This is a genomic window from Streptomyces sp. NPDC047014 (assembly GCF_040644195.1).
Lineage (GTDB): Bacteria > Actinomycetota > Actinomycetes > Streptomycetales > Streptomycetaceae > Streptomyces.
Genome location: NZ_JBEYVX010000126.1, coordinates 1 through 13,148, shown reverse-complemented (window position 1 = coordinate 13,148; position 13,148 = coordinate 1). Strand labels below are relative to the sequence as shown.

Below are 13,148 nucleotides of genomic sequence, written 5' to 3'. Positions count from 1 at the left end.
CCGGAGGTCCAAGAGCAACACCACCGCCCCCCAGCCCCCCCGCCCCGCCCGCCCCCCCCGGGGGGGGGGGGGGGGCCGGGGGCCCCCCCCCCCCCCTCGTGTCAGGCGGTCGCCAGCTGCGGGATGAGCCGCAGCGCGTTGTCGTGGTAGATCCCCTGGAGCTGTTCCGGGGTGAAGGCCGGGTCCGACTCCAGCGCGGGCAGGGCCAGTTCGGTGACCGTGTCGGCGGGCGCCGCCGGCCAGTCGGTGCCGAAGAGCACATGGTCGGCCGGTACGTGCTCCAGCAGGGTCGCCGCGGGGGCCATCGGCCCGGCGGTGTCGTAGTAGAAGCGGCTCAGGTGGTCGCGGACGGCGGCCGGTTCGACGCGCGGCTCGCAGAACCGCCCCAGTGCCTCCAGGCGCGTGGCGATGTACGGCAGGAAGCCGCCCGCGTGCGGGAGCACGACGGAGATGTCCGGGAACCGGTCCAGCGTCCTGCGGCTGATCATGTTCACGGCGGCCCGGGTGGTGTCCAGCAGGAAGTCGCACATGAAGTTGGGGATGCCCGGCACGGTCGGCGCGCCGGGCGGGCCGTCCGGCAGGTTGTGCGGGTGGGTGTCCACGACGGCGCCGTGCTCGTTCAGCTCGTGGAAGAGCCGGTCGTAGGCGGGATCCCCCAGGTAGACGCCCCCGTAGTTGGCGGTGACGTTGACCCCGGCCGCGCCCAGCTGGCCGAGGCCGCGGCGCACCGCCCAGGAGGACGCCTCCGGGTCGTCCAGGAAGAGCGGCACGTAGAAGGCGAAGCGGCCCGGGTGGGAGGCGGCCGTCTCCATCATCGAGCGCAGGGTGATGTTGATGGCCTCGCGCAGCTGCGCCGAGGAGCGGTAGCGGGCCGGGAGCATCGGCTTGAGGACGGCGGTGGTGATGCCCGCGCCGTCCATGAAGCGGATCGCGTCCTCGGTGCCGAGCCGGGTCCACGGCGGCAGCCGCTCGGCGTCGACCAGCCCGTGGTGCACCGCCCACTCGCGCCACTCCGGCGCGCAGTAGTGGTGGTGTACGTCGATCTTCGCGTGCCGGGTGCGCGCCGCGTCCGGGACCACCGGCACGGCGGGGCCCCGGGAGACCCGGATGACCTCGCTCGTGCCGACCGCGGCGACGCGCAGCCCCTCCGCCGGTGTGCCCAGGAGCCGTACCGGGGTACTCACGGAATCCGTCATGCCAGTCAACCGCCCATCGGGTCTGGGGTCAGGTACCGGAGGTCGCCGGCGGCGGGGACACCGCGGTCACCGCGGGCACCGCTGCCATCGGCGCCGCGCCGCGCACGCCGGCGGGGCGTACGGGCTCCAGGACGAGGCGGAGGTGTTCGAGCCCGCGGAAGGCGGCCACCGGCCCCTTCATCCACGAGCCCCGGGGCTCCTCGTCCTCGGCGAGCGCCATGGCGGGGAACTCCCGCAGCAGCGCGCCGAGTGCGATTTCCAGTTCGAGCCGCGCCAGCGGGGCGCCCAGGCAGTAGTGGGTGCCGTGGCCGAAGCCCAGGTGCGCGGACTGGACGCCCTCGCGGGTGACGTCCAGCTCGTCGGGGGCGGTGAAGCGCTCCGGGTCGCGGTTGGCCGAGGAGATCGCGATCTGCACCAGGGAGCCCTTGGGGATCACGGTGCCCCGGATCTCCGCCTCCTCGGCCGCGTAGCGGAAGGTCGAGGTCTCCACCGAGCCCTCGAAGCGCAGCATCTCCTCCACCGCCCGCGGGATCAGCGCCGGGTCCTCGCGCAGCAGGGCCGCCTGGCGGGGGCGCAGCAGCAGGTTGAGGACGGAGTTGCCGATCTGGTAGGCGGTGGTCTTGTGCCCGGCGAAGAACAGCACCCAGAGGGAGGCGACGAGTTCGGGGTCCTCCAGGGGCTCCTCCGCCCGGATCAGGTCGCTCAGGAAGGTGTCCGAGGGGTTTGCGCGGGTGTCCGCGATGAGCCGTTCCAGCCGGTGCTGGAGCCGTTCCTCGGCCTCCTTGAGCTCCGCCCGCCGGCTGGGGTCGAACCGGGAGCGGGTCACCACGGCGAACTGCTCCAGGATCTCCGGGCGGTCCTCCGGCGGAATGCCCATCAGCTCGCACAGCACGGCGACGGGCAGCGGAAAGGCGAAGGCCGTCATCAGGTCGACGGTGCCGGCCGTGCGGCACTCGCGCAGCAGCCCCTCGGCGATCTCGGTGATCCTCGGCCGCATCTGCTCCACCCGCCGCGGGGTGAAGGCGCCGCGCAGGATGCGGCGCAGCCGGGTGTGCCGGGGCGGGTCCGAGAAGAGGACATTGTCGTCGAGGGCGTCGAAGAAGCTGCCGTAGACGGCGTGATAGGTGTCGATGGCGCCGCGCATGTTCTTGCTGAACCGCGGGTCCGACAGCGCGTCGCGGGCGTCGTCGTGCCGGGTGATCAGGTACGTCTCCACCCCGTGCGGCGGCGTCAGCCGGCACACCGGGGCCTGCTCGCGCAGGGCCGCGTACATCGGGTGGGGGCACTGGCGGTACTCCGGCGCGCCCCTGGAGACGGCCGAGACGATCTCGTGCAGTCCTCCGCCGCCGTTCGGTGCCGTGTCCTGCTGCGCCATGTTCCGCACCCTCCGTCGCACTCGCCGTCTGCGGACTCACCGGTTCCCCGGGCCGGTGCGCCGCGAAACGGCGCCGCTCCCGATCGGGTGAGCCGCACGGCCGGGCGGTGCGGCGGGCCGGGTGCGGGCGCCCGCGCGCGGGTCGGCCGATCGGCGGTCGTCCGTCCGGGCCCTGTCCGGGGCGGCCGCGGGGCGGGCCCGGCGGGCCGCGGGAAGGGCTGCTGTGCCACCAGCCCGCCCGTCCCGAGGAGCCCGCGCATGGCCCGACGTCTCGCCCCCGCCCTCACCGCCGCCGCCACGCTCGTCCTGGCGGCCGTCGCCGCGCCGCCCGCGGCCGCCGGCCACGGATCCGGCCCCGGCTCCGGCCGGGCCATGGCCGACCGGGCGGCCGCCTACGCCGCCACCGCGAAGTACAAGGTGCACGCGAACGCCGTGGCGGACGGCTACGTACCGGACAAGTACTGCGTCCGCGACAAGGCGGGCGCCGGCGCGCTCGGCTACCCGCACTTCAACCACGCCTACGACAACTCCGTCGACCCGAAGAAGCCCGCCGCCCTGTACTACGAGGACGACGGGCGGGGCGGCAAGCGCCTGGTCGGCATGCAGTGGCTGGTCTACGACCGCGACCAGAAGCTGACGACGGACGAGGACCGGCCCACGATGTTCGGCACCCCCTTCAAGGGCCCCAAGCCCGGCAACTTCCCCGGCCAGCCCGTGCACTACGCCCTGCACCTGTGGCTCTGGAAGAAGAACCCCGGCGGCGTCTTCGAGACCTTCAACCCGGCCGTGACCTGCCTGCCCGGCACCACCCGCCCCACCACCCCCGCCGTCTGAGCGCATCCCCCGGAGCCGCCGATGTCCGTCACCCGCCGCAGCCTGCTCGCCGCCGGCGCGATCGCCTTCAGCGGGACGCTCGGCGCGCTGTTCGCCGGCGGCTCCCCCGCCGCCGCCCGGGCCGCCTCGGCCCGGCGCGGGTACGGGCCGCTGCTGCCCGATCCCCGCGGGCTGCTGGACCTGCCCGCGGGGTTCTCGTACCGGGTGCTCTCGCGCGCCGGCGAACCGCTGCGTTCCGGTGAGGGCGCGGTGCCCGCCAACTGCGACGGCATGGCCGCCTTCGCCGCAGGCGGCGGCGGGGTGCGGCTGGTGCGCAACCACGAGAACCGCGCCACCGCGGCCCTGCGCGTCCCGGCCGTCCCCGGCCTGACCTACGACCCCGGCGCCCTCGGCGGCTGCACGGCCCTGGAGCTGGACCGGGCGGGCGCGGTCACCGCCGAGCGGGTCGCCCTGGCCGGTACCGCCGTCAACTGCGCGGGCGGCCGCACCCCCTGGCACACCTGGCTGAGCTGCGAGGAGACCGAGGACCGCGCCGGGACCTCCGGGTACACCCGGGACCACGGCTACGTCTTCGAGGTGGACCCGGCCCGCCCGCACCGCACGGGCGCGGTCCCGCTCACCGCGATGGGCCGCTTCGCGCACGAGGCCGTCGCCGTGGACCCGTACCGGGGGGTCGTCTACGAGACCGAGGACGCCTTCGTCCGGCCCTTCGGGCTGTTCTACCGCTTCCTGCCCGCCCGGCCCCTCGGCGGTACGGGCTCGCTGCGCGCCGGCGGCGCCCTGGAGGCCCTGCGCGTGCCGGGGCTGGCGGACCTGGCGGTGGTGGACGAGCCGGGGGCGGAGTTCCCGGTGGAGTGGGTCCCCGTACCGGATCCCTCGGCCTCGGGCACGCCGGTCCGGCTCCAGGACTTCGGGCCGGGCGGGATCACGCACGCGCAGAAGCTGGAGGGCTGCTACTGGGGCGGCGCCGGCGTGCACTTCGTGTCCAGCTACGCCCGGCGCGGCGAGGGCGCGGCGGCCGACCACCACGGGCAGGTGTGGTTCTACGACCCGCGGCGGGCCCGGCTCCGTCTCGACGTGCTCTTCGGCCCGGCCACCGACATCCAGCTGCCCGGGGACTCCCCGGACAACATCTGCCTGGCCCCCGACGGCGGGCTGATGGTGTGCGAGGACGGCGGCGGGGCGCAGTACGTCTTCGGGGTGCGGGCGGACGGCGAGGTCTATCCGGTCGCCCGCAACGCGCAGGACATCGGGCCGGCGGGGGCGCCGGAGTGGGGGGAGTTCGCCGGGGTGACCTTCTCCCCCGACGGGCGGACCCTGTACGTCAACGCCTACGCGCCGGGGACCACGTTCGCGGTGACGGGGCCCTGGCGCTGATCGCGGCGGGGCCCTCCGGGCGGGGCCGCCCGGTCGGGGGCGGCGGGCCGACATGGGAGCGCCGTAGACGGCTACTTGCCACATAGTCATATATTTTGCCTGCGTGACCATTTCTGTGCGCAAAGCGACGGCCGCGGCCGTTCTCGGTGCCGCCCTGACGGCCGCCCTCACGGGCTGCGGGGGCGGATCCGGCACCCCGGACGCCGGCCGCGAAGCCCGCCTGGGCACGCCGGCGGCCTCCGCCTCCGCCACCGGATCCGCCGCCGGATCCGCCCCGCAGAGCCCCGCCCCCGCCTCCCCCCAGCCCGGCGCCCCGCAGGCGGGCGCGCCCGGCGCGGCCCCGATGCTGCCCGTCGGCCCGAACGGGCTGACCCCGGTCTTCGAGCGGGCCAAGCAGCACACGGACAAGACCGTGGCGCTGACCTTCGACGCCGACATGACCTCGGACCAGGGCCCGCGCGCCGCCGCCGGGGAGCACTTCGACAACCCGCAGCTCATCTCCACCCTGCGCACCCTCAAGGTGCCCTCCACGGTCTTCATGACGGGCCGCTGGGCCGAGGAGTACCCGGACCAGGCGAAGTCCATCGGCACCGACCCGAACTTCGAGATCGCGAACCATTCCTACAGCCACCACGCCTTCACCTCCCCCTGCTACGGGCTGCCCGCGCTCGACGCCGCGGCCGCGCGGGCCGACGTGGACCGGGCCTTCGCCGCGTTCAAGAAGGCCGGGGCCGTGAACACCGTCCCCTACTTCCGCTTCCCCGGCGGCTGCTACGACGATCCGTCGCTGCGCGCGCTGTCCACGGCCAAGGTGACGGCCGTCCAGTGGGACGTGGTCAGCGGCGACGCCTTCGCCAAGGACCCGGACGCCGTGGCCGAGCAGGTCCTCGCCGGGGTGAAGCCCGGCTCGGTGGTGGTCATGCACTGCACGCGCAGCGCGGCCCCCGTCACCGAGGAGGCCATCCGGAAGATCGTGCCGGAACTGCGAAAGCGGGGCTTCCGCTTCGTGAAGGTCTCGGAGCTGGTCGGCAAGTGACGCGGGGGGCCTGGCGAGTGCGGCGGGCGCGGTGCGCGTGCGCGGCGGATCCTTTCCCCAGTACGACTGATCCACCCGAGCGGGTGGCGCCGCGCACCGGCCCCGCCGACACGCCGCCACCCGCCCCTATAAAGGGCCCGTCACGTTGATCGACTGATGGGTCCTCACCATGCTGCAGGCCGCTCTGCGGGTGCTCGCCGCCGTCTCCCTCGTCTCCGCCGCCGCCGTCACCCCGGCCTCCGCCGCCGAGGAGGACCTGACCTCGCCCTGCGGGCCCACCGTCGACTACCGGGCCTGGGACTGGTGGCGTACGACGACGGCCCCTTCCCTCGCCCGCCCCGTCGCCGAGGCCGCCGCGGACGAGCGCTGGCAGTGGCGCAGCGACGTCAACACCCTGTGGCGCGGCGACACCCGCGAGACCGTCGAGCAGATCTTCGCGACCGGGTTCACCCCGCGCGGCGAGACGGTGACCCCGCTCGCGGAGTACATCGTCAAGGGCGGCGGCCAGAACAGCGCGCACCTCAGCACGAGCTGCGAGAAGTGGGTGGCGCAGAAGTTCGCCACCTACGGCAGCGCGAAGACCGGCTGGGTCTACGAGATCCACGCGCCCGGCGGCATCGACGTCAACGCCACCGCCCTCCTCAACACGTACAGCTCCCCCTACCTCTGGAACAAGGAGGTGGACTTCCCCGGCGGGGTCAAGGGCCGCTACATCAAGGGCGCCTGCAAGTTCCGGCTGGTCGCCACCGACCCGGAGACCAAGGTCAGCACCTTCGAGGAGCTGGGCTGCAAGGACAACGCCGCCTTCGCCCCCTACGCGGCGGACGAGCCGGTCCTCGCCGCCGCGCGCTGACCCCGCCTGCTGACCCGCCCGTACTCACCCCGGCCCGGCGGGGGCCGCGCACCCGTTCAGTGCGCGGCCACCGCCTCGGTGACCTCGCTCGGGCGGACGATGACGAAGCCCTCGCCGCGCAGCATCAGCTGGACGGCCTCGCCGGAGCCGCCGCGGATCATCGAGCCGACGGACTGGGAGCGGTGCAGGCCGGCCTCCAGCTGCGCGCTCCAGCCGACCACCGCGTCCGTGTCCACATAGACGGGGGCCTGCGGGGTGACCGGGATGACGATCGGGTGGCCGTCGCACACCACGGCGAGCTTGCCGGTGCCGGTGAAGAGGCTGTTGAAGAGGCCGCCGCCGGTCATTCCGGCGCCCTTGAGCATCTTGATCTCGTAGGACAGGGTCGGGTCGAAGCACAGCACGTTGCGGCCGTTGATGGTGAGGGCGTCGCCCGGCTCGAAGTCGAGGACGAAGCAGTTGCCGCCCTGGTGGGCGAACCAGACCTCGCCCTGCCCGCGTACGGACATCAGGGCCAGCCCCTCGCCCGTGACGGCGCGCTTGAGCATGCCGCCGATGCCCTGGCCCTTGCGCTCGAACTGGAGGTCGCCGCGGAAGGCGACCATCGACCCCTGCCGGGCCAGCACCTCGCCGTTGAGGTCGTACTTCACCGCTTTGGGGTTCTGCAGGCTCATACCGGGGGCGGCGGCCGGCCGGGCCAGGTTCTCGGACGCGAAAAGATCACTCTTCATGCCCTCGATCCTCGCCCGCGCCCTCCCCCCGGGACATCCTCCTCAAGGCGGAGCCTGGCATCCTTGGCGGGATGAGCAGCCAGCACACGAACGACACCTCCGGCGTACCCGCGGTCGGGGCCGACAGTGCCTTCCGGCGGGAGCACGCCCTGCGCGACGAGGCGCCGCAGTTCGTGCTGCCGCTGGTGGTGCGCATCGAGAAGACGGAACCGCCCGCCCGCACCGACGCCCTGGAGACGGCGGCCCGCGCGGTGCTGGTGCTGCTCACCGACGAGCGGGCGCGCGGCGAGGGCGAGTGGGCCCAGGCCGTGCGCGACTGGCAGGACGCCCGGATCCGCAAGGTGGTCCGGCGGGCGCGCGGCGCCGAGTGGCGCAAGGCGCAGACCCTGCCGGGCATCACGGTGGAGGGCGCGGGCGCCCTCGTACGGGTCTTCCCGCCGGTGCCCCTGGACGGCTGGCCCAAGGAACTGGCCAAGCTCCAGGTGTCGGGCACCGACCTGGACGACCCGGAGCCGCCCGGCCCGGTCGACGGCCCGGAGCTGCCCGTGCTGTGGCTCAACCCGGACCTGGAGATGTCGGCGGGCAAGGCCATGGCCCAGGCCGGCCACGCGGCGCAACTGGCCTGGTGGGAGCTGACGGCCGCGGAACGCAGCGCCTGGCAGCACTCCGGCTTCCGTCTGGCGGTCCGAACGGCCCCCCGCGAGCACTGGCGGCACCTGACCACCGGCGGCCTCCCGGTGGTCCGCGACGCGGGCTTCACGGAAATCGCCCCCGGCAGCGCCACGGTCGTGGCCGACCACCCGGCACTGCGCGCACGGCTCTGAGGAGGGCGGCGCGGGGGGCGGATCCTGCCCGGTGCGGTGGCTTGGAACCTCAAATGTTGCTCTGAACGTCTCCTGCCGCGGTTGGCGCGACTCCGTCGGGGCCATGACATCCGCACACGGTGCGACGAGAGGGGGCGAGGGGACATGGAGCCCATGGCACGCCTGGGAGTGGGGATCGGCTGGCGGCCGGAGATCGCGGACGCCGTCGAGCGGCTGCCCGGCCTGGACTGGGTCGAGGTGGTGGCCGAGAACGTCTGTCCGGGCCATCTGCCCGAGGCACTGGAGCGGCTGCGCGAGCGCGGTACGCGGATCGTTCCGCACGGGGTCTCGCTGGGGCTCGGCGGAGCCGAGCGCCCCGACCCGGCGAAGCTCGCGGCGCTCGGGGAGCGGGCGGTGGCGCTGGGCGCGCCGCTCGTCACCGAGCACATCGCCTTCGTACGGACCGCCTCGCCCGCGCTGGAGGCCGGGCACCTGCTGCCCGTGCCGCGCACCCGCGACGCGCTGGACGTGCTCTGCGAGAACGTGCGGATCGCGCAGGACGCCCTGCCCGTGCCGCTGGCCCTGGAGAACATCGCCGCGCTGTTCTCCTGGCCGGGCGAGGAGCTGACGGAGGGGCAGTTCCTGACGGAGCTGGTGGAGCGGACCGGGGTCCGGCTGCTCATCGACGTGGCCAATCTGCACACCAACCGGGTCAACCGGGGCGAGGACCCGGCCGCCGTGCTGGACGCGATCCCGCTGGAGGCGCTGGCGTACGTGCATGTGGCGGGCGGGGTCGAGCGGGACGGTGTCTGGCACGACACCCACGCCCACCCCGTGCCGCCGGTGGTCCTGGACCTGCTGGCGCAGCTGCGCGCGCGGGTGGATCCGCCGGGGGTGCTGCTGGAACGGGACGACGACTTCCCCGCCGAGGCGGAACTGGCCGGCGAGCTGGCGGCGATCCGCGAGGTGGTCACGACGGGGACGGCTGCCGCCCCCGCCGCCGCGCCCCGGCTGCGGGAGAACAAGGCCGGCGCGGTGACGGACAGCGTGCGGGCGCGCGTCGGCGTCGGGCAGGCCGCGCTGCTGTCGGCGCTGGTGGCCGGGACCCCGGTGCCCGAGGGCTTCGACCGGGCCCGGATCCGGACGCAGGCGCGGGCGCTCGCCGCCAAGCGGGCCGATGTCGTCGCCCGGCTGGCCCCGGAGCTGCCCGGGATCCTGGGCGGGCCCGCCCCGTACCGTACGGCCTTCCTGGCCTACGCCAAGGGCCGCCCGATGACCGCCGGCTACCGCCGGGACGCCCTGGACTTCGCCGAGCACCTGCTGGTCCAGGACCTGCCGGCCGACCCCGCCGCCCGGCGCCGGCTCACCGCCTGGTGGCGGGAGCGGGCCGGGGCCCGGCCGCCGCGCCGCGTCGTGCGCTGGGCGCGGGCGCTCACGGGGAGAGCGGCATGAACCTTCTCGCCGTCGCGATCTGGATCGCCGTCCTCGTCTCCTCCGTCCTGCTGGTGAACGGCCTGCGCCGGTCCCGCTCCGCGCCGCCCGGCCCGCCGGCCGGGCTGCACGACCTCTCGGAGGCCGCCTTCGTGGCGGGCGGCCCCGGCAATGTGGTGGACGCCGCGCTCGTGGCCATGCTCGGGGACGGCCGGCTGCTCGTCGGCGGCCCCGGCATCGTGCAGGCGCACCCCGCGGCCCGGGCCGCCGACCCCGCCGAGCGCGCGGTGCTTCAGGCGTACCGCGGGGCGCCCTCGGGCTGGCTGTACCAGGTGCGGTACGCCGCCATGTGCGACCCGGCCGTGCAGGAGATCGGGGACGCGCTGGCCGACCGCGGGCTGGTCGCCCGGCCCGGGTCCGGGCAGCGGTGGCGGCGCCGGGCGCGGATCCAGGCCGTGGTGTGCGCGGTGTGGCTGGTGGCGTCGGTCCCGCTGACGTTCGTGGAGCTCGCGCTCGACCCCGAGCCCGTCGTGCCCTTCGTGGTCAAGGTCCTGTTCCCGCTGTTCGGCGGTCTGCTCGTCGGCGCGATCTGCTCCTCCCGGGCCAGGAGCCGGACCACCCCGGCCGGGCTCCGGGCGCTGCTCGCGGCCCGGGCGGCGTACGGGAGCACCGCGCCCCCGCACGTACAGGTCGCCCTCCACGGGCTGCGCGGACTGCGGGACCCGTTCCTGCGCCAGCAGCTCGTACCGGCCGCGCGCGGCACCCGGCTCGCCGCGGCCCAGTCGGGGGCGGCCCACCGCGGGCACCACTCCTCCTCCGGGCACTCCGACTCCTCGCCTGAGCTGCTGCCGGTGCTGTGGTGCGCCACGAGCGACGGCGGTGCGGGCGGGGGCGGTGCGAGCTGCGGGGCCTCCGGGGGCTCGTGCTCCTCGGGCTCGGGCGCGGGCTGCGGCTCCTCCGGCAGCGGCTGCGGGAGCTCCGGTTCCAGTTGCGGCAGCTCCGGTTCCAGCTGCGGGAGCTCGTCCGGCTCCAGCTGCGGGAGTTCTTCGAGCTGCGGCAGCTCCTCCAGCTCCAGCTGCTCCAGCAGCAGCTCCTAGGAGCGGCGGGCAGCAGGGCCGGCGCGCGCCCCGTGGGCGCGCCGCATCCGGAGCCCGCACCGGTGTCGCTGGACGACAGGGGCGGCCCGCGCCTTCGGGCGCGGCTGCCACCTGTCGTCTGAACTTCCGGGCGGGGTCTCCGGCTGCGTCGTTTCGGGGGCTCAGCCTCCCGATCCACCGGAGGAACTCACCTGACGGTGTGGTCGTCCTCCGGTCCTTCCCCCCAGGGGAGGTATCAGGCGAGCCCGGCCACCAGATCGGCGACGGACTTGCGGCGCCCGGTGTAGAAGGGCACCTCTTCACGGACGTGCATCCGGGCCTCGGAGGCGCGCAGGTGGCGCATCAGGTCGACGATGCGGTAGAGCTCGTCGGCCTCGAAGGCCAGCATCCACTCGTAGTCGCCCAGCGAGAAGGAGGCGACGGTGTTGGCGCGGACGTCCGGGTAGCCGCGGGCCATCTTGCCGTGGTCGGCGAGCATCCGGCGGCGGTCCTCGTCCGGCAGCAGGTACCAGTCGTACGAGCGCACGAACGGGTAGACGCTGATGTACTCGCGGGCCACCTCGTCGGCGAGGAAGGCCGGGATGTGGGACTTGTTGAACTCGGCCGGGCGGTGCAGGGCCATGTTCGACCACACCGGCTCCAGCGCGCGGCCGAGCCGGGTGCGGCGGAACAGGTTGTACGCGGTCTGCAGCTCGTCGGCGGTCTCCGCGTGCCACCAGATCATGACGTCGGCGTCGGCGCGCAGGCCGGAGACGTCATAGGTGCCGCGGACGGTGATGTCCTTGGCGGCCAGCTGGTCGAACAGTTCCTGGACCTCGTCGGCGAAACCGGTGCGGTCCTCGGGCAGGACGTCCTTCAGCTTGAAGACGGACCACAGGGTGTAGCGGATGACCTCGTTGAGGTCCTTCGCCCTCTTCCCCGCGTTGGGAATCTTCTCTGGTGCAGTCATGCGTCTATTGTCCCGTGCGCTGATCAGTGGTCGGTGCCAGGGGTGCCGTACGCGCACCCAGCGCGGCCAGCACGGCCTCCGCGGCCTTCCCGGCGGAGGCGACGCAGGCCGGAATGCCCACTCCGTCGTACTGCGCCCCGCAGACCGCGAGGCCGGGCAGGGCGGCGACGGCGCCGCGGATCCGGGCCACCCGGGCGAGGTGGCCGACGGGGTACTGGGGCAGGCCGCCGTCCCAGCGGGTGACGGTGGAGGCCACCGGCCGGGCGGCGATCCCCACGGCTTCGCCGAGGTCGCGGAGGGAGACATCGACGAGCTCGGCGTCGTCCTTGTGCAGGTCGCCCTCGTCCCCGTGGCGGCCCACGGAGGTGCGCAGGAGGAACAGCTCCGGATCGGCCCCGGACCAGGCCCACTTGTTGCTGGAGAAGGTGGACGCCTTGATGGTCCGGCCGTCGACGGGCGGTACGAGGAATCCGCTGGCGCCGCTCGCGGTGACGGCCTCCGGCAGTTCCGCCCGCCGGAAGGCCAGGGTGACCAGGGCCATGGAGGCGTAGGCGATACGGTCCAGCTCGCTCGCGGCGGCCGGCGCGAGGGTGTCGAGCAGCCGGGCGGCGGGCCCGGCGGGGACGGCCAGGACCACGGCGTCGGCGTCGAGGACCTCCCCGTCGGCGGTGATCCGCCAGCCCTCGGGCGTGCGGCCGATCTCCCGGACCGGGGTGCCGGTCAGGATGCGGGCGCCGGCGGCCCGGCAGGCGTCGGCGACGGCGAGCGGCAGCCGGCCGATGCCGCCGGAGATCCCGGCGAAGAAGGCGCCGGTGGCGGCCGCGCCGGTGACGGTGGTGTGCTCGGCGGCGGCGCGGCGCGCGGCCGCGCTCTGCAGGGCGCGCACGGCCTCGGTCAGCGTGGGGTGGGCGCGTACGGCGTCGAAGAGGGCGGGGACGGCGGCGCGCATCGAGATGCTGTAGGCGTCGCCCGCGTAGACCCCGCCGAGCAGGGGTTCGACGAGCCGGTCCACGACCTCGCGGCCCATCCGGGCGGCGACGAACTCCCCGACGGCCACGTCCTCGCCGACCTCGGCGGGCGGGAGTCCGGCCTCGGCCTCGACGCGGGCCAGGCCCTCGGCGGAGAGCACCCCGGAGGCGGCGAGCGGGGCGAGGTCCCCGGGTACGCCCATGACATGGCCGCTCGGCATGGGCCGCAGCGCGCCCCGGGTCCACAGCCGGGCGGTGGCGGTGGCGGGCTCCTCGATGGCATCTCCGAGGCCCACGGCGCGGGCGAGGGCGACGGCCTCGGGGCGGCGGGCCAGCATGGATTCGGCGCCGAGGTCGACGGGGGCCCCGGCGAGCTCGCCGGTGTACAGCTTGCCGCCGAGCCGGGGCCCGGCCTATACGGCTCGACCCTCGGGCTGCGGGTCTCCGAGGAGAGCGGGATGCTCGTCCTGGACCTCCAGGGCGGCACCAGGATCCTGC

12 protein-coding genes are annotated in these 13,148 nt (G+C 74.8%); 7 read left to right on the top strand and 5 right to left on the bottom strand.

Annotated elements, in window-relative coordinates; all coding sequences use genetic code 11:
- Positions 1-101: 101 nt before the first annotated feature.
- Complete coding sequence (locus ABZ873_RS32340) at positions 102-1,184, bottom strand: amidohydrolase family protein (RefSeq protein WP_360879813.1); 1,083 nt, start codon at positions 1,182-1,184, stop codon at positions 102-104.
- Between the two features lie 40 nt (positions 1,185-1,224).
- Positions 1,225-2,571, bottom strand: a complete 1,347-nt coding sequence (locus ABZ873_RS32335; RefSeq protein ID WP_360879810.1) for a cytochrome P450 — start codon at positions 2,569-2,571, stop codon at positions 1,225-1,227.
- A gap of 258 nt (positions 2,572-2,829) precedes the next feature.
- Here ABZ873_RS32335 and ABZ873_RS32330 point away from each other — a divergent pair, with 258 nt between their 5' ends.
- The 4 genes from ABZ873_RS32330 (at position 2,830) to ABZ873_RS32315 (ending at position 6,671) form a co-directional block, all read left to right on the top strand.
- Positions 2,830-3,405: a hypothetical protein gene (locus ABZ873_RS32330; protein ID WP_360879807.1), complete on the top strand. Its 576-nt coding sequence runs from the start codon at positions 2,830-2,832 to the stop codon at positions 3,403-3,405.
- A gap of 21 nt (positions 3,406-3,426) precedes the next feature.
- Positions 3,427-4,782 (top strand): alkaline phosphatase PhoX, encoded by a 1,356-nt coding sequence (locus ABZ873_RS32325; protein WP_360879804.1) that lies wholly within the window; start codon positions 3,427-3,429, stop codon positions 4,780-4,782.
- A gap of 103 nt (positions 4,783-4,885) precedes the next feature.
- Positions 4,886-5,818: a polysaccharide deacetylase family protein gene (locus ABZ873_RS32320; protein WP_360879801.1), complete on the top strand. Its 933-nt coding sequence runs from the start codon at positions 4,886-4,888 to the stop codon at positions 5,816-5,818.
- 169 nt (positions 5,819-5,987) lie between these two features.
- Positions 5,988-6,671, top strand: coding sequence for a hypothetical protein (locus tag ABZ873_RS32315; protein ID WP_360879798.1), 684 nt, complete (start codon positions 5,988-5,990; stop codon positions 6,669-6,671).
- Positions 6,672-6,727: 56 nt separating this feature from the next.
- On the opposite strand, the gene ABZ873_RS32310 is transcribed toward ABZ873_RS32315, so the two are convergent.
- Positions 6,728-7,402 (bottom strand): AIM24 family protein, encoded by a 675-nt coding sequence (locus ABZ873_RS32310; protein WP_360879795.1) that lies wholly within the window; start codon positions 7,400-7,402, stop codon positions 6,728-6,730.
- 71 nt (positions 7,403-7,473) lie between these two features.
- On the opposite strand from ABZ873_RS32310, the gene ABZ873_RS32305 reads away from it, so the two are divergent.
- From ABZ873_RS32305 to ABZ873_RS32295, 3 genes are all read left to right on the top strand, one after another.
- Positions 7,474-8,226 carry an aminoacyl-tRNA hydrolase gene (locus ABZ873_RS32305; RefSeq protein ID WP_360879792.1) on the top strand — a complete coding sequence of 251 codons (753 nt, stop codon included), beginning with the start codon at positions 7,474-7,476 and terminating at the stop codon, positions 8,224-8,226.
- 153 nt (positions 8,227-8,379) lie between these two features.
- Entirely contained in the window at positions 8,380-9,657 is a 1,278-nt protein-coding gene (locus ABZ873_RS32300) for a DUF692 domain-containing protein (RefSeq protein WP_360879789.1), read from the top strand.
- Positions 9,654-10,733 carry a TIGR04222 domain-containing membrane protein gene (locus ABZ873_RS32295; RefSeq protein WP_360879786.1) on the top strand — a complete coding sequence of 360 codons (1,080 nt, stop codon included), beginning with the start codon at positions 9,654-9,656 and terminating at the stop codon, positions 10,731-10,733. Before ABZ873_RS32300 ends, ABZ873_RS32295 begins: the two co-directional genes overlap by 4 nt.
- Before the next feature lie 235 nt (positions 10,734-10,968).
- Here the strand turns inward: ABZ873_RS32295 and hemQ are convergent, their stop codons facing one another.
- Entirely contained in the window at positions 10,969-11,682 is a 714-nt protein-coding gene (gene hemQ / locus ABZ873_RS32290) for a hydrogen peroxide-dependent heme synthase (RefSeq protein WP_360879783.1), read from the bottom strand.
- Between the two features lie 4 nt (positions 11,683-11,686).
- Positions 11,687-13,039, bottom strand: coding sequence for a protoporphyrinogen oxidase (gene hemG / locus ABZ873_RS32285; RefSeq protein WP_360879816.1), 1,353 nt, complete (start codon positions 13,037-13,039; stop codon positions 11,687-11,689).
- Positions 13,040-13,148: the final 109 nt, after the last annotated feature.